The following is a 15993-nucleotide window of genomic DNA, read 5'->3' on the forward strand; positions in this document are numbered from 1 at the left end:
AGTATGAGATACGAGGTGTAGTTGTAGCTAGGTGATTAAATTGAATGAGTAGGAGGTGAGTAGATCAATTGGAGGAGAATTGGTGTTCTTATGTTTACGATTCTTGTGTCGATAGATTTAATTCCGCGCAATAAAAAGGCTTCCACATGGGAAGCCTTAGTCTATTCTTCGATTCGAAATTCGAATCTTACAGCTTGTCAGTTAGCTCGATTGCTTGACCGATGTAGTTTGCTGGAGTCATCTCTTTCAGGCGAACTTTCTCGTCTGCAGGGATTTCAAGACCGTCGATGAATGCACGCATGCCTTCGCCATCTACACGCTTACCACGAGTTAGCTCTTTTAGCTTCTCGTATGGCTTCTCGATGCCGTAACGACGCATTACTGTTTGTACTGGTTCAGCAAGAACTTCCCAGTTTTTGTCTAGTTCAGCAAGTAGTGCTTCACGGTTAACTTCTAGCTTGCTAATACCTTTCAGAGTTGAAGTGTATGCAATGATTGCGTAGCCAACACCAACACCTAGGTTACGAAGAACTGTAGAGTCAGTTAGGTCACGTTGCCAGCGAGAAACTGGAAGTTTTTGAGCAAGGTGGCTAAATACTGCGTTAGCTAGACCAAGGTTGCCTTCAGAGTTTTCGAAGTCAATTGGGTTAACTTTATGCGGCATTGTAGAAGAACCGATTTCGCCAGCAATAGTCTTCTGCTTGAAGTGACCAAGAGCAATGTAGCCCCAAACGTCACGGTCGAAGTCTAGAAGAATCGTGTTGAAACGAGCAACCGCGTCGAATAGCTCAGCGATGTAATCGTGAGGTTCGATTTGAGTTGTGTACGGGTTCCAAGTTACGCCAAGAGATTCAGTGATGAACTCTTCAGAGAACTGGTGCCATTCAACTTCTGGGTATGCAGAAAGGTGTGCGTTGTAGTTACCTACCGCGCCGTTGATTTTCGCTAGGATCTCAACGCTTTCGATTTGCTTGTATTGACGTTCCATACGGTACGCAACGTTAGCCATCTCTTTACCCATAGTCGAAGGAGAAGCTGGCTGACCGTGTGTACGAGAAAGAAGAGGAATGTCACGGTACTCGTTCGCAAGTGCTTTGATAGCATCAATTACGTTACGAATTTCTGGAAGAATCACTGTGTCACGAGCTTCTTTAAGCATAAGCGCGTGAGATGTGTTGTTGATGTCTTCAGAAGTACATGCAAAGTGAATGAATTCGTTAACTGCGTGAAGCTCAGGAACGCCCGCAACTTTCTCTTTCAAGAAGTACTCAACCGCTTTTACGTCGTGGTTTGTCGTGCGCTCGATCTCTTTGATACGCAGAGCGTCTTCTTCGCTGAAGTTAGCGGCTAGTTCATCAAGAAACTGGTTAGCTTCTGCACTGAACGCTGGTACTTCCTTGATTGCATCAGTAGCTGCAAGCTTTTGTAACCAACGAATTTCAACGATAGAGCGGTACTTTAGTAGTCCAAACTCACTAAAGATGCTGCGTAATGCAATAGTCTTACTTCCGTAACGGCCGTCTACTGGTGAAACAGCAGTCAATGCTGACAGTTCCATGGTGTTCTCCTGAATTGAGTTTTCTAAATTTTGAGAGGTTTATACCAGTAACAATCTCAATTGTCACGCATATTGCGCAATCGTTTGCGTGAGAGTTGTGTTGATACAAAAAACAAGCTCGCGACAAGGCGCGAGCTAATAAATCACATTCGAGCTAGTAGGATTTGAGCCTGCTCGATCATCTTCTTGCGACCGAAGATAAGGTGGCGGCGTTTACCACCAACCTGGCGCCATAACACAGCGCTTCGAATCCCTGATAGAAGCAGTGCGCGAACCTTATGTTGGCTCGAGGTTTGTTGAAGTACAGCTGGTGTGCCAGAAACCTGAATACGAGGGCCTATTGGGCTCACAACATCAAGGTAGATGCTCGCAAGGTTGCTGATCATTTGCTCGTCGAACAGATCAAAGTGTTCAGTTTGGCGCTCTGCAGTTTGAATGCGATCACCAAGCTGAGACATAGAGTCGTTGCGAGAAGATAGCTTACGCTCAAGAGCCATCAAGCTGATAATGTAGCGAGTAATGTCGCTACCAGCTGGAGTACTATCGATACCTTTTACTAAGCACTCAAGGCCAAGCTTTAGGTTCGCTTCACGTCCAAATACGCCAACTGTATTCGCTGGGTTGGTATTTAAAATAGCACTGAGTGAAGCTTCGAAGGCATCTTTATCACAATGGCCGTCTTTCGCTACTTGTTGAACCAAAGCCACAGCTTGGCAAATTCCGGCGAAAGCAATAGTACGGTCATAAAGTGTATTAGCCACGTAGTAACTCCTAGTTGTCTTCTATCGTTTGTCGTTCGATTAGTTAGATGCGTTTTTCGATGATACCGCCACCAAGACATACTTCGTCTAGGTAGAACACTGCCGATTGACCTGGGGTCACAGCAATCTGTGGTTCATCAAAAATAACCTTAATGTTCTCATCATCAATTGGGATGATTGTACAAGGAATATCAGTCTGACGGTAACGTGTTTTTACCGTGCATGTCATAACTTCAGTAATTGGTGTGCGATTTACCCAATGAAGCTGAGAAGCGATCAAACCTTCTGATTTCAAAAGAGGGTGGTCTTTACCTTGTACTGCGATCAAAACATTACGCTTGAGATCTTTTTCACCAACAAACCATGGCTCTTCATTACCGCCGCCACCTTTAGTGCCACCGATATGAAGGCCTTTGCGCTGACCTAGCGTGTGGTACATCAAACCTTGGTGTTGACCAATCACTTGGCCTTCCGGTGTTTCGATGTTACCCGGTTGTGCTGGTAGGTATTTGCCTAGGAATTCAGTGAACTTACGCTCACCGATAAAGCAGATGCCTGTAGAATCTTTCTTCTTCGCTGTGATCAAGTCTTGCTCTTCAGCAATACGTCGCACTTCTGGCTTTTCTAATTCACCGACAGGGAATAGGCTTCGTGCCACTTGATCTGAGCTTAGCGTGTATAGGAAATAGCTTTGGTCTTTGTTGCTGTCTAGACCACGTAGCATTTCTGGTTTTACGCCAGCATCAAGCTCTTCTTGAGTTGGGAAAGTACGACGAACGTAGTGACCCATCGCAATGTAGTCTGCGTCTAGCACTTCATCCGCAAACTCTAAGAATGCTTTGAACTTGATTTCTTTGTTACAAAGGATATCAGGGTTCGGTGTGCGGCCTGCTTTGTACTCTTCAAGGAAGTATTCGAATACATTGTCCCAGTATTCCGCAGCGAAGTTGATCGTGTGTAGGTGGATACCTAGTTTGTCACATACCGCTTGAGCATCAGCAAGGTCTTCAGCTGCCGTGCAGTATTCTTCGTTATCATCTTCTTCCCAGTTTTTCATGAAAAGGCCTTCTACCTGATAGCCTTGTTGCTGAAGAAGATACGCCGATACTGACGAATCTACACCGCCGGACATACCGACAATTACTTTCTTTTCGCTGTTTCCAGAGCTGATATCTGACATGTCTAAACACCGTTACTATTACTTGGTCGCAGATTCTAACAGAAAGAGAAACGCCGTGACAGATCTGAGACCGGAATCACAGTTTCATTTGCACAAATAGTGCGCTGACTTTGTTAGAGAATCGCATGAGAGCGAGGTGAGTCGCTAGGATGTCAGAAGTATATGTGGCATAGTCGCTCGAAATCCAAGACCTGAGATAAAAAAATGTCTGAACAAAATGAATTTATGCAAGAAGAAGAGCTGATTGAGATTATCGAAAACCAGCTTGAAGATGGCGAACCTGTAAAAGTTAAAGAGACGCTGATGCGTTTAATGATGACTGGTACTCCTCGTGAAGAGGCAATTGCGGCTATGGCATGTGCACTGGCAATTGAAGTCTTTGACGTTATGAAAAACGGCGCGGAGTTCAATCAAAAACGTTACGCAGAGCATTTGGGTATGCTGCCTGATCTGAGCTTTATGGAAGGCGAATAAAAAAAACCTTCAGCAAACGTTTGCTATAGTTTGAAAGATTGCCGCGTTAAATATAGCGCGGTAGAATCCGCCACCTATTTCCCCTTGACTTAGACTAGCCCTATGAAATTCCCTGGACAACGTAAATCAAAGCACTACTTTCCGGTTCACGCTCGTGATCCTCTAGTGAGCCAAGCTCAAAGCAGTAAAAGAATGTCACGCACTCATATTATCGGTATTGACCAAACATTGGTGGATATTGAAGCAAAGGTGAGTTCTGAACTTATTGAGAAGTATGGTTTGAGCAAGGGACATTCACTGGTTATTGGTGACGCAGCCGCTGAATCTTTATATCAAGAATTAAAAGAACAGTGCCTGATTACCAATGAATACGCTGGTGGCACAATTGGTAACACATTACACAACTATTCAGTGCTAGCGGATGACCGTTCTACTCTACTGGGTGTAATGAGCCAAGATATTAAGATTGGTAGCTACGGTTACCGCTATTTATGTAATACATCAAGCAGAATGGACCTGAACCATTTACAAGGGGTAGATGGCGCAATTGGTCGCTGCTTTGCATTAATTACAGAAGACGGTGAACGTACTTTCGCAATTAGCGAAGGACAAATGAACCAATTAAAACCAGAAAGCATTCCTGAAAAAATCTTCAAAAGTGCTTCTGCTTTAGTTTTAACGGCTTATTTAGTTCGTTGTAAGCCAGGTGACCCTATGCCTGAAGCTACAATGAAAGCGATCGAATACGCGAAGAAATACGATGTGCCTGTTGTTTTGACCCTTGGTACTAAATTTGTTATTCAAGATGATCCAGAATTCTGGAAAGATTTCCTTGAGCAACATGTAACGGTTGTTGCAATGAATGAAGATGAAGCTGAAGCATTAACAGGCGAGAGTGATCCGCTTGCTGCTTCAGATAAAGCGTTAGAGTGGGTAGACCTTGTTCTATGTACTGCAGGCCCTGTTGGCCTATTCATGGCGGGTTACACGGAAGATGCAGCTAAACGTGAAACGTCACTGCCTTTACTTCCAGGTTCAATCGCAGAGTTCAACCGTTTTGAATTTAGCCGTCCTGCGCATAAAGATTTATGTGAAAACCCAACCAAAGTGTATTCGCATATTGCGCCATACATGGGCGGTCCGGAAAAAATCAAAAATACGAATGGTGCAGGTGATGCTGCGTTATCAGCTTTATTACATGATATGGCTGCGAATAAGTACCACAAAGAAAACGTGCCAAACTCAAGTAAGCACCAACATTCATTCTTGACGTACTCTTCGTTCTCACAAGTTTGTAAATATTCTAACCGTGCTAGCTATGAAGTGTTGGTTCAACACTCTCCACGTTTATCTCGTGGCCTTCCTGAAAGAGAAGATAGCCTAGAAGAAGCGTACTGGGAAAGATAAGTTACTTTCTTTAATCAGTAGTACTATCAGTATCAGTTAGTTTCTAATACTGATAGTACAAATATAAAAAAGGCTCCGAAAGGAGCCTTTTTTGTTTCTGAATATATTGAAGTCGTAAATAATACTTTGGTCGACTTAAATATTAATTCTATTGCTTAGCGTGTAATTGATTACTCACTAAGTAAACTAAATGCTTAGATAGCAAACTCTTCTAGAGATTTACCAGCATCTAGCTGTTCTTGGATAGCTGAAGGCGTACGGCCTTGACCTGTCCAAGTTTTCTCGTCGCCGTTTGCGTCTACATATTTGTATTTCGCTGGGCGAGGAGCACGTTTAGCTTTTGTTGTTTTAGATTTTGCTTCACCAGAAAGTGCAGCAATAAGATCGGCAACATCAATTCCGTCTTTTGCAATTTGTTCAGCAATAGCAGAAAGTTTAGCTTCTTGTTCTGCTTTAGCCGCACGCTCTTCAGCTTCTGACTCTTGACGCTCTTGTACAACAATAGTTAGCTTGTCTAGCGCTTCTTCAAGTTGCTCAAGAGTTAATTCACGTGAGAACGCACGAAGGCTACGGATATTTAATAGAGTTTTTGTTAATTCAGACATGATATTTTCCATCAAGGTAAACTAAATAATCCTCCTAATAATAAACAGAGCCTAAGAATAAAACAAATAGTATTTCTTCTATTACATATTAAAATATAAAAGTGAGATGAATAGTTGAAAACTCAACGTTGTATTCCTATCGAATTTATAATAATTATTAAGATTATCTTAAAAAATGATATGTGACTGGTGGAGTAGTTCACCAGAGTTGACTATTCTGTTATTGATTGCTTCATTAACAAAAAGCTATTTTTCTCGGAATGATATGTTGCATTGTTGCTCTTCATGAGTACAATTGCGGCTACCTGATGCGAGGCTTTGGTTAATCTGTTGTTAAACTCTGGTTTACACGGTTAATAATGTTATCGCACGTAGAGGTGCAATTATAAAAAGTAACTTCCGTTGGGGTGATGCCAATGAGCGGGAATGAAAGGTGTAATTGCCGAAGTAAATTGTATATCTAAGCAATTTGCTGGGGTTGTGCTCAATAGGTACAACACTGCCATAGTCTTAATTTTAAACTATGGAGCGCTACTGTAGGGTTGGGTGAAGTGTTCACTTCCCTTTCGCTTAGTTCAACATGAACTTGGTCAGCCGTATCAAGTTTGTCTGCAGTAGATCTCTAGCCAAATAAAAAACTGGTTTTTGAAGATCATGAATTTAATAGATTTTGCAACATCGCCTTTATCACTGCTTCCTCCTTTGGTTGCATTGACTCTTGCTATTGTTACCCGACGTGTATTGGTTTCTTTGGGTGTCGGTATTGTTATGGGTGCGATTCTACTTGCTGATTACTCAGTAGGTAACGCAGCTAGCTACGTGTTTACTAAAGCATCGGGTGTTTTCATCGAAGATGGTGGCATCAACACTTGGAATATGAGCATCATTGCATTCCTAATTATTCTTGGAATGACAACTGCACTATTAACACTGTCTGGCGGTACTCGCGCATTTGCTGAATGGGCACAGTCTCGCGTTAAGAGCAAACGTGGTTCAAAACTACTTGCTGCTTTCTTAGGTGTATTCATCTTTGTTGATGACTACTTCAACAGCTTAGCGGTAGGTGCTATCTCTCGCCCTGTAACAGACCGTTTCTACGTATCTCGCGCTAAGCTTGCTTATATTCTCGATTCTACTGCTGCTCCAATGTGCGTGATCATGCCAGCTTCTAGCTGGGGTGCTTACATCATTACTATTATTGGTGGCATTTTAGTGACACACGGTGTGACAGAGTATTCTGCACTGGGTGCTTACGTTCGTCTTATCCCAATGAACTTCTACGCTGTATTCGCTCTGTTAATGGTGTTTGCCGTTGCGTGGTTCGGCCTAGACGTTGGTAAGATGCGTGAGCATGAAATCGAAGCATCTCAAGGCCGTGGCTTTGAAGGCGACAACGATCAAAAGCAAGCTCACGATCTAAACGAAGAGCTAGACATCGAAGAGAGCGAAAACGGTTCAGTTTCTGATCTTGTGATGCCAATCGTATCGCTAATTGTAGCGACAGTTGCAGCAATGCTTTACACAGGTGGCCAAGCGCTTACTGCTGATGGTCAAGCATTTAACCTTCTAGGTGCATTCGAAAACACGGATGTAGGTAAGTCTCTTGTTTACGGTGGCATCATCGGTCTACTTGTGGCGCTAGCGACTGTATTTAAGCAAAAGCTGTCTATGGCAGACATCGCAAGAACAATGTGGATCGGTGCAAGCTCTATGTTTGGCGCTATCCTAATTCTTGTGTTCGCTTGGACTATCGGCTCTGTTATCGGCGACATGAAAACAGGTTCGTACCTATCATCTTTAGCAACGGGCAATATTGATTACCACTGGCTACCAGTTATCTTGTTCCTTCTTGCTGGTTTGATGGCTTTCTCGACAGGTACATCTTGGGGTACGTTCGGTATCATGCTACCTATTGCGGGTGACATGGCTGCAGCATCTGACATCGCGCTAATTTTGCCGATGCTAAGTGCGGTTCTTGCGGGCTCTGTATTTGGTGACCACTGCTCTCCAATTTCAGACACAACGATTCTGTCTTCTACTGGTGCTCGTTGTAACCATATTGACCACGTATCGACTCAGCTTCCATACGCGCTGTCTGTGGCGTTCGTATCGTGCATTGGTTTCATTACCCTAGGTATGACATCTTCAATTAGCATCGCATTTGGCGCAGCGTCTCTAACGTTTGTCGCTGTATGTTTTGCATTGGCTTACTTCTCTCGCTGTAAAATGGCGACGTGCAAAAGCTAAAACTGAAAGCTAATCAGTAAACTATCAGGGAGGCGTTAGCCTCCCTTTTTTGTGCTTGTTAATTTAATTTTAAGTTTCGTGAAAAAAGTTCGAATAAATGGTTGAAAAAGGATCTCAGCTTAGTTAGTGTGGAGACAAGACAGCAAACAACTGAAGAGCTTATAAGTATGCGTAAATTAGTAATGAACATTCATCACCATCATCACCCTATCTAGTCTTTCGGGGAGATTTACGTATACCCGGGAGCAAGAATTCTCCCGGAGGTTAAGTCAAAGAATTTAGATTTAAACCCTCGGGATGACAAAGTCTTCCGAGGGTTTTTTAGTTTTAGCGCTTTTAAATAATCAATAAATTCAAATATTTGCACAGGGATACAGCAATGCAGACACAACGCCTAAGAATCGCAATTCAAAAGAAAGGTCGCTTAAGTAAAGAGTGCCAAGATCTACTTAAAAAATGTGGTGTTAAATTTAACATCATGGGTGAGCGCCTAGTTGTTCATTCATTAAATATGCCAATCGACTTGTTATTAGTTCGTGATGATGACATCCCAGGTCTTATCATGGATGGTGTGGTTGACCTTGGTTTTATCGGTGAAAATGAACTAGAAGAAGTTCGCCTAGACCGTGTTGCTCTAAAAGAGCCATCAGAGTTTCGCACACTACGTCGTTTAGACTTCGGTGGTTGCCGTCTTTCTATCGCAATCAACAAAGATGAAGTCTACAACGGGCCACAAGATCTTGCGGGCAAGCGTATTGCGACAACTTACCCACAACTACTGAAAGCCTACATGGATGAGCAGGGTGTTGAATTCAGCACTTGTATGCTAACAGGCTCGGTTGAAGTAGCGCCTCGTGCAGGCCTTGCAGATGCTATCGCTGATTTAGTTTCTACAGGTGCAACGCTTGAAGCGAATGGCCTAAAAGAAGCTGAAGCTATCTTCCAATCGAAAGCAACACTTATTCAACGTGTTGGTGATTTCGACGCAGACAAAACCGCACTGATTGAAAAACTACTGACTCGTATGCAGGGTGTTCAACAAGCGAAAGAGTCGAAGTACATCATGCTTCACGCGCCAACTTCTCAACTAGAGCAAATCAAAGCACTACTGCCTGGTGCTGAAGATCCAACGGTTCTTCCACTATCTACAGACAAAGACAAAGTTGCCGTTCACCTAGTAAGTACAGAGAACTTGTTCTGGGAAACAATGGAGCAGCTGAAAGAGTTGGGTGCAAGCTCGATTCTAGTATTACCAATCGAAAAAATGATGGGGTAGTGACGATGAGAACCGTTGTTTGGCAATCTTTAAGTGAATCACAGCAAGACTCGGTACTAGAGCGTCCAGCTATTACTGAAGGTGCAAACATCACAGCGACTGTTTCTGATGTTATTGCAAAAGTACGAAATGAAGGCGATGCCGCACTTAAAGAACTGACTGAAAAGTTCGATCGTGTGACTCCAGAATCCATTCGAGTCAGCTCGACTGAGATTGAAGAGGCATGTGCTCGTTTAACACCAGAAATGAAGCAAGCGTTAGAGCAAGCTTATAGCAATATTGCTAAGTTTCACGAAGCTCAGAAGCCGCAGCCAATTAAGGTTGAAACACAGCCAGGCGTTGTGTGTGAGCAAGTGACACGCGCTATTAATACTGTTGGCCTTTATATTCCGGGTGGCAGCGCGCCACTTCCGTCAACGGTTCTTATGTTAGGTGTACCTGCTCAAATCGCGGGTTGCCGCAAGGTTGTGCTTTGTTCACCTCCGCCAATCGCGGATGAAATCTTGTATGTCGCTAATCTTTGTAAAATCGATGAGGTTTACAATGTAGGTGGTGGTCAAGCCGTTGCTGCGATGGCTTACGGTACGGAGAGTGTCTCTAAAGTAGATAAAATTTTCGGTCCTGGTAATGCGTATGTAACGGAAGCTAAGCGCCAAGTGAGTAACGACTTCCGTGGTTCTGCGATTGATATGCCGGCAGGCCCATCGGAGGTGATGGTGATTGCAGACGAAACTGCGGATGCTGACTTCATTGCTGCTGATCTACTGAGCCAAGCTGAACATGGCCCAGATTCACAGGTTGTATTAGTAACACCATCGCCAGTTATTGCCGACCAAGTAACCGATGCGGTTCAGAAGCAACTGAAAGAACTGTCTCGTGCGAACATCGCTCAGCAAGCATTGGCTTCAAGCCTAATCATCATTGCTGAATCGATCACTCAAGCGATTGCGATTTCTAACTTCTACGGTCCAGAGCACTTGATTGTTCAGACCAAGAATCCACGTGAATTGCTGCCGTTGTTAGACAATGCCGGTTCAATCTTCCTTGGTGACTGGTCTCCAGAGTCTGCAGGTGACTACGCATCAGGTACAAATCACGTTCTTCCTACTTACGGCTATACCAACACCTATTCAAGTCTAGGTTTGGCTGATTTCTCTAAGCGTATGACGGTACAAGAGTTAACGGCTGATGGCTTGAAAGGCCTAGCGCCAACGGTAGTTACAATGGCGGAAGCCGAAGGTTTGGATGCGCACAAACGTGCTGTGACCATCCGAATTGAAAAGTTAAATAAAGCGAAATAAGGGTAGGGCATGGAAAAGTTAGCAAGAAAACAAGTTCAGGCTCTTACACCTTACTTGTCTGCAAGACGCATTGGTGGCAGCGGAGATGTGTGGCTAAACGCTAACGAGTCTCCGTTTGATAACGAGTACAACCTAAACTTGTCTCGTCTTAATCGCTACAACGAGTGCCAGCCTAAAGAGCTGATCGATGCTTACGCTCAATATGCAGGCGTGAAATCAGAGCAAACGCTGACCACTCGTGGCGCTGACGAAGGTATCGAACTTTTGATTCGAGCTTTCTGCGAGCCGAACGAAGACTCGATTCTGTACTGCCCTCCGACTTACGGTATGTACGCCATCAGTGCCGAGACGATTGGTGTTGAGCGCAAGGTTGTGCCTTTAACGGCTGAATGGCAATTGGATCTTCCTGCTATTGAATCTCAACTAGACAACGTGAAAGTAGTGTTTGTTTGTAGCCCAAACAACCCAACGGGTAACTTAGTTGATCGCAAAGACATCATCAAACTGCTTGAAATGACGCAAGACAAAGCGATTGTGGTGATGGATGAAGCGTATATCGATTTCTGTCCAGAAGCGTCAACGGTCGACTTGCTTGAGCAATACCCGAACCTTGCGATTCTGCGTACCTTGTCGAAAGCTTTTGCTCTGGCGGGTTTACGTTGTGGCTTTACGCTGGCGAACAAAGCACTTATCGATGTACTGTTGAAAGTGATTGCGCCTTACCCGGTTCCAATTCCAGTTGCTGACATTGCCGTTCAAGCGCTTTCTGAACAAGGGCTTGCGCGAGCGAAGTTCCAAGTTCTGGATTTAAGTGCTAACCGAGCGTATTTGCAAGCTGGTTTGTTGGGTATGCCTCAAGTGACGGTATTTGATGGTTGGGGTAACTACCTGCTGGTTAAATTCCCGAACGGCGATGAGTTGTTCAAAGCGGCATGGGACACGGGCATCATCTTGCGTAATTCGCCAATTGAAGACTGTGTTCGTATTAGTATTGGTAACCGCGAAGAGTGCGAAAAGACACTTGGATTCATTCGTAACTTTTTTCAGTAACGAAAGGCTTACCATTAATAACATTTGTCAGTCTGAGTTGATTAAAAACAGACTGGCAAATGAAACCAATATTTTGGGTTAGCGTTTGATTTTAGCTAGGCCAGCAGATTTAAAATTAAAAGGAAGTTCAAGTGAGTAAACAACAGAAAATACTTTTTATAGACCGTGATGGCACCTTAATTGTTGAGCCGCCAGTCGACTTTCAAGTAGACCGTTTAGACAAACTAAAATTCGAACCGCTAGTGATCCCTAGCCTACTGGCATTACAAGATGCGGGTTACCGCTTAGTGATGGTCACTAACCAAGATGGCCTAGGTACCGACAGCTACCCACAAGAAGATTTCGATGCGCCACACAATATGATGATGGAGTTCTTCGAATCTCAAGGCGTTAAGTTTGACGATGTACTTATTTGCCCTCACTTTGACGAAGACAACTGCTCTTGCCGTAAGCCTAAACTGGGTATGGTTAAAGAATACCTACAAGGCGGCAAAGTCGACTTCCAACATTCTGTTGTGATTGGCGATCGAAAGACGGATCTTCAACTTGCAGAAAACATGGCAATCCGCGGCATTCAATATGGCCCGGATGCAGAAACGGAAGGCACACTCAACTGGCCACAGATCGTTAAAGATTTAACGGTTAATGCTCGTGTTGCTGAAGTGGTTCGTACAACGAAAGAAACTGACATTAAGGTAGCCGTAAACCTTGATGAAACCGGTGGTAACAAGATCGATACTGGCATGGGTTTCTTCGATCACATGCTTGATCAAATCGCGACACACGGCGGTTTCCAAATGAACCTGACTGTGAAGGGCGACCTACACATTGATGATCACCATACAATCGAAGACACCGCTCTCGCTTTAGGCCAAGCGCTTAAAGATGCATTAGGCGATAAACGTGGTATCGGCCGTTTCGGTTTCAGCCTGCCTATGGATGAGTGCTTAGCTCAGTGTGCGTTAGACCTATCTGGTCGTCCGTACCTAAAATTTGATGCTAAGTTTAGCCGCGAGCAAGTGGGTGACCTTTCTACGGAGATGGTGGTTCACTTCTTCCGTTCTTTAACCGATACACTGGCTTGTACATTGCACCTTTCTTCAGCTGGTAATAATGATCACCACATTATTGAGAGTCTGTTCAAAGCGTTTGGTCGTACTCTTCGTCAAGCAATCAAAGTTGAAGGTAATGAGTTACCAAGCAGCAAAGGCGTTCTGTAAGGCTAACGTTAGCAAGGAAAAACAATGAAAGATCAAAAAGTCGTTATTATTGATACTGGTTGTGCCAACGTTTCCTCAGTGAAGTTTGCTATTGAACGCCTGGGCTATACAGTTGAAATTTCAAAAGAACCAAAAGTTGTTCTTGCTGCAGACAAGCTGTTCCTACCCGGTGTGGGTACAGCAAGTGAGGCAATGAAAAACTTGCAAGAGCGCGACCTTGTTAGTCTTGTGAAACAAGTAGAGAAACCTTTGCTGGGTATCTGTTTAGGTATGCAGCTGTTAGGCAAACTGTCTCAAGAGAAAGGCCAAAAAGCTGACGAGTTAGTTGAATGCCTAGGATTGTGTGATGGCGAAGTTTGTTTACTTGAAACGGGTGATTTGCCATTACCACACATGGGTTGGAACACAGTAACCGCGACACCTAACCACCCTCTATTCAAAGATATTGAAGAGGGCGAGTACTTCTACTTTGTACACAGCTTCGCAATGCCAGTGGGTGACTACACAATCGCACAATGTGATTACGGCAATCCGTTTACTGCCGCAGTGCAAAGTGGCAATTATTATGGTGTTCAATTCCACCCAGAGCGATCTTCGAAAGCTGGCTCTAAGCTGATTCAGAACTTCTTGGAATTGTAATAAGGATTAGGCAGCGGCTACCGTTGCCAGATAAGGAATGTAAATGATTATTCCCGCATTAGATTTAATTGAAGGCCAAGTAGTTCGCTTATTTCAAGGGGACTACGGGCAAGTAACAGAATACAAAGTCGATCCAGCAGAGCAGTTCAACCTTTATCACCAAGCTGGTGCTGGCTGGCTTCACCTTGTTGACTTAACAGGTGCAAAAGATACCACTGCTCGTCAGTTAGACTTGATTGCTAAGCTACTGGCTAGCACGCCTGCGAACATCCAGATTGGTGGTGGTGTTCGTAATGAACAAGATGTCGTTGATCTGCTAGAAGCGGGCGCACAGCGCGTTGTGGTTGGTTCTACAGCAGTTAAGCAACCAGAGTTGGTTAAAGGTTGGATGGAGAAGTACGGCGCGGACAAAATCGTGCTGGCTCTGGATATCAACATTGACGAAAGTGGCACACGTAAAGTGGCGATTTCAGGTTGGCAAGAAGATTCAGGCGTGACCATTGAAGCGCTAATTGAAGATTACCTCACGGTTGGCCTTAAACACGTTCTGTGTACAGATATTTCACGTGACGGCACGCTAGAAGGGTCAAACGTAGAGCTCTATGTTGATCTTTGTAAGCAGTACCCACAAGTGCAATTCCAATCATCGGGTGGCATTGGCAGCCTAGCTGATATCGAAGCACTGAAAGGCAGTGGCGTTGCGGGTGTGATTGTTGGTCGCGCACTGCTTGATGGCAAGTTCACAGCAGAGGAGGCATTTGCATGTTGGCAAAGCGAATAATCCCTTGTTTGGATGTCCGTGATGGGCAAGTGGTTAAGGGCGTTCAATTCCGCAACCACGAAATTATTGGTGACATCGTTCCGCTAGCACAACGCTACGCAGAAGAGGGCGCTGATGAATTAGTATTTTACGATATTACCGCATCAAGTGATGGCCGTGTGGTCGATAAAAGCTGGGTGAAACGCGTAGCAGAAGTGATTGATATTCCTTTCTGTGTGGCTGGTGGTATTAAGTCCGCGGAAGATGCAGCGCGCATTCTTGAGTTTGGTGCAGATAAAGTATCCATCAACTCGCCTGCATTGGCTAACCCACAGCTGATCACTGACCTAGCGGATAAGTTTGGCGTGCAGTGTATCGTTGTCGGTATCGATTCATACTTCGATAAAGAGACGGGTAAATATCAGGTTTACCAATTCACAGGCGATGAAGCGCGTACCAAAGCAACCAAGTGGGAAACCAAAGATTGGGTGCAGGAAGTACAGAAACGTGGCGCCGGTGAGATCGTGTTAAACATGATGAACCAAGATGGCGTTCGCAACGGCTATGATATCGACCAGTTAAACATGGTACGTTCAGTGTGTAATGTACCCCTGATTGCATCAGGTGGCGCAGGTGCGATGGAGCACTTTGCTGAAGCCTATAAAAAAACCAACGTGGACGGAGCACTTGCGGCTTCGGTATTCCACAAGCAAGTCATCAATATTGGTGAACTTAAACAGTATTTGAAACAACAAGATGTAGAGGTGCGACTATGAGTTTTGAACCCGTAAGCTTATCAAAAACAGAAGTAGGCGCATTGTCAGAGCGTATTGATTGGGAAAAAGTAGATGGCTTAGTGCCGGCTATTGTTCAAAATTACCAATCGAGCCAAGTGCTGATGATGGGATACATGAACCCAGCAGCGCTCGAGAAAACAGGTGAAACTGGTCAAGTGACGTTTTTCTCTCGCACTAAAGAGCGCCTTTGGACCAAAGGTGAAACGTCGGGTAACGTATTGCAACTGCAAAACATGTCATTGGATTGTGACAACGACACCTTGCTGGTTAAAGTCAATCCCATTGGCCCAACGTGCCACACAGGTACAACAACGTGTTGGGATGGAGACAAGCAAGAAGAAACACAGATGGTGTGGCTTCATCAGCTTGAGCAGCTACTGGCTGCCCGCAAGGACGCAGACCCTGAGTCTTCTTATACTGCCAGTTTATATGCCCGTGGCACCAAGCGTATTTCGCAAAAAGTGGGCGAAGAAGGCGTTGAAGTCGCGCTTGCGGCGACGTCGGGCGATAAGGCGGAATTAGTGTGTGAATCAGCAGATTTGATTTACCACTTGATGGTTCTTTTACAAGACCAAGGCTTATCGATGAACGATGTGGTGAACAAATTAAAAGAGCGCCATAAGTAAGCTCTCTTTAGATTAATCGAACTACGTAACAGATAGATAAAAGCCCCGTAAACAATTATGTTTACGGGGCTTTTTAGCTTTTTAATTTTCAA

At 44.4% G+C, this 15993-nt stretch carries 15 protein-coding genes, 1 riboswitch and 1 other annotated feature; of the genes, 11 read left to right on the forward strand and 4 right to left on the reverse strand.

The features are described 5' to 3' along the window. Positions 1–187: 187 nt before the first annotated feature. The 3 genes from purB to mnmA all read right to left on the reverse strand — a co-directional run bounded on the left by purB (position 188) and on the right by mnmA (position 3499). The gene (purB, locus tag ACED45_RS01660; RefSeq protein WP_017057059.1) at positions 188–1558 is read right to left on the reverse strand and encodes an adenylosuccinate lyase; all 1371 of its coding nucleotides are present in this window, start codon (positions 1556–1558) and stop codon (positions 188–190) included. Between the two features lie 143 nt (positions 1559–1701). Continuing rightward, positions 1702–2319, reverse strand: a complete 618-nt coding sequence (hflD, locus tag ACED45_RS01665) for a high frequency lysogenization protein HflD (RefSeq protein ID WP_009848813.1) — start codon at positions 2317–2319, stop codon at positions 1702–1704. A 43-nt stretch (positions 2320–2362) separates the two neighbouring features. After that, positions 2363–3499 (reverse strand): tRNA 2-thiouridine(34) synthase MnmA, encoded by a 1137-nt coding sequence (gene mnmA / locus ACED45_RS01670; protein ID WP_017068076.1) that lies wholly within the window; start codon positions 3497–3499, stop codon positions 2363–2365. 204 nt (positions 3500–3703) lie between these two features. Here mnmA and ACED45_RS01675 point away from each other — a divergent pair, with 204 nt between their 5' ends. Together ACED45_RS01675 and ACED45_RS01680 are read left to right on the forward strand one after the other, a co-directional pair. After that, a complete protein-coding gene (locus ACED45_RS01675; protein WP_010439986.1) occupies positions 3704–3973 on the forward strand; it encodes a hypothetical protein in 270 nt (89 codons plus the stop codon). Positions 3974–4075: 102 nt separating this feature from the next. Then, positions 4076–5380, forward strand: coding sequence for an inosine/guanosine kinase (locus tag ACED45_RS01680; protein ID WP_017065317.1), 1305 nt, complete (start codon positions 4076–4078; stop codon positions 5378–5380). A 194-nt stretch (positions 5381–5574) separates the two neighbouring features. On the opposite strand, the gene ACED45_RS01685 is transcribed toward ACED45_RS01680, so the two are convergent. Further along, positions 5575–5985, reverse strand: a complete 411-nt coding sequence (locus tag ACED45_RS01685) for an H-NS family histone-like protein (protein ID WP_017060262.1) — start codon at positions 5983–5985, stop codon at positions 5575–5577. Positions 5986–6349: 364 nt separating this feature from the next. Further along, a riboswitch (Lysine riboswitch) is annotated at positions 6350–6527 on the forward strand. A 112-nt stretch (positions 6528–6639) separates the two neighbouring features. On the opposite strand from ACED45_RS01685, the gene ACED45_RS01690 reads away from it, so the two are divergent. The 9 genes from ACED45_RS01690 (at position 6640) to hisIE (ending at position 15901) form a co-directional block, all read left to right on the forward strand. Beyond that, positions 6640–8232, forward strand: coding sequence for a Na+/H+ antiporter NhaC family protein (locus tag ACED45_RS01690; RefSeq protein WP_132744986.1), 1593 nt, complete (start codon positions 6640–6642; stop codon positions 8230–8232). 190 nt (positions 8233–8422) lie between these two features. Beyond that, positions 8423–8558: a sequence feature (His leader region), on the forward strand. A 53-nt stretch (positions 8559–8611) separates the two neighbouring features. After that, a complete protein-coding gene (gene hisG, locus ACED45_RS01695) occupies positions 8612–9508 on the forward strand; it encodes an ATP phosphoribosyltransferase (protein ID WP_009848806.1) in 897 nt (298 codons plus the stop codon). Further along, positions 9508–10809, forward strand: coding sequence for a histidinol dehydrogenase (gene hisD, locus ACED45_RS01700; protein WP_371713211.1), 1302 nt, complete (start codon positions 9508–9510; stop codon positions 10807–10809). Before hisG ends, hisD begins: the two co-directional genes overlap by 1 nt. A gap of 9 nt (positions 10810–10818) precedes the next feature. Further along, positions 10819–11859 carry a histidinol-phosphate transaminase gene (gene hisC / locus ACED45_RS01705; protein ID WP_371713212.1) on the forward strand — a complete coding sequence of 347 codons (1041 nt, stop codon included), beginning with the start codon at positions 10819–10821 and terminating at the stop codon, positions 11857–11859. A 131-nt stretch (positions 11860–11990) separates the two neighbouring features. Further along, positions 11991–13079, forward strand: coding sequence for a bifunctional histidinol-phosphatase/imidazoleglycerol-phosphate dehydratase HisB (gene hisB, locus ACED45_RS01710; protein ID WP_371713213.1), 1089 nt, complete (start codon positions 11991–11993; stop codon positions 13077–13079). A 24-nt stretch (positions 13080–13103) separates the two neighbouring features. Then, positions 13104–13718: an imidazole glycerol phosphate synthase subunit HisH gene (gene hisH, locus ACED45_RS01715; RefSeq protein WP_371713214.1), complete on the forward strand. Its 615-nt coding sequence runs from the start codon at positions 13104–13106 to the stop codon at positions 13716–13718. 43 nt (positions 13719–13761) lie between these two features. Beyond that, positions 13762–14499 (forward strand): 1-(5-phosphoribosyl)-5-[(5-phosphoribosylamino)methylideneamino]imidazole-4-carboxamide isomerase, encoded by a 738-nt coding sequence (hisA, locus tag ACED45_RS01720; RefSeq protein WP_017093547.1) that lies wholly within the window; start codon positions 13762–13764, stop codon positions 14497–14499. Next, complete coding sequence (gene hisF / locus ACED45_RS01725) at positions 14481–15254, forward strand: imidazole glycerol phosphate synthase subunit HisF (protein WP_004734577.1); 774 nt, start codon at positions 14481–14483, stop codon at positions 15252–15254. The genes hisA and hisF overlap by 19 nt, the downstream gene beginning before the upstream one ends. Then, a complete protein-coding gene (hisIE, locus tag ACED45_RS01730; RefSeq protein WP_371713215.1) occupies positions 15251–15901 on the forward strand; it encodes a bifunctional phosphoribosyl-AMP cyclohydrolase/phosphoribosyl-ATP diphosphatase HisIE in 651 nt (216 codons plus the stop codon). The genes hisF and hisIE overlap by 4 nt, the downstream gene beginning before the upstream one ends. Positions 15902–15993 lie beyond the last annotated feature (92 nt).

The sequence above is a fragment of the Vibrio crassostreae genome, from assembly GCF_041439375.1.
In the GTDB taxonomy this organism is placed as follows: Bacteria; Pseudomonadota; Gammaproteobacteria; order Enterobacterales; family Vibrionaceae; genus Vibrio; species Vibrio crassostreae_D.

Excerpts from the sequence above, each read along its gene's own strand:
- purB (WP_017057059.1), bottom strand. The coding sequence starts at position 1,558 with ATGGAACTGTCAGCATTGACTGCTGTTTCACCAGTAGACGGCCGTTAC.
- mnmA (WP_017068076.1), bottom strand. The coding sequence starts at position 3,499 with ATGTCAGATATCAGCTCTGGAAACAGCGAAAAGAAAGTAATTGTCGGT.
- ACED45_RS01675 (WP_010439986.1), top strand. The coding sequence starts at position 3,704 with ATGTCTGAACAAAATGAATTTATGCAAGAAGAAGAGCTGATTGAGATT.
- ACED45_RS01680 (WP_017065317.1), top strand. The coding sequence starts at position 4,076 with ATGAAATTCCCTGGACAACGTAAATCAAAGCACTACTTTCCGGTTCAC.
- ACED45_RS01685 (WP_017060262.1), bottom strand. The coding sequence starts at position 5,985 with ATGTCTGAATTAACAAAAACTCTATTAAATATCCGTAGCCTTCGTGCG.
- ACED45_RS01690 (WP_132744986.1), top strand. The coding sequence starts at position 6,640 with ATGAATTTAATAGATTTTGCAACATCGCCTTTATCACTGCTTCCTCCT.
- hisG (WP_009848806.1), top strand. The coding sequence starts at position 8,612 with ATGCAGACACAACGCCTAAGAATCGCAATTCAAAAGAAAGGTCGCTTA.
- hisC (WP_371713212.1), top strand. The coding sequence starts at position 10,819 with ATGGAAAAGTTAGCAAGAAAACAAGTTCAGGCTCTTACACCTTACTTG.
- hisH (WP_371713214.1), top strand. The coding sequence starts at position 13,104 with ATGAAAGATCAAAAAGTCGTTATTATTGATACTGGTTGTGCCAACGTT.
- hisA (WP_017093547.1), top strand. The coding sequence starts at position 13,762 with ATGATTATTCCCGCATTAGATTTAATTGAAGGCCAAGTAGTTCGCTTA.
- hisF (WP_004734577.1), top strand. The coding sequence starts at position 14,481 with ATGTTGGCAAAGCGAATAATCCCTTGTTTGGATGTCCGTGATGGGCAA.
- hisIE (WP_371713215.1), top strand. The coding sequence starts at position 15,251 with ATGAGTTTTGAACCCGTAAGCTTATCAAAAACAGAAGTAGGCGCATTG.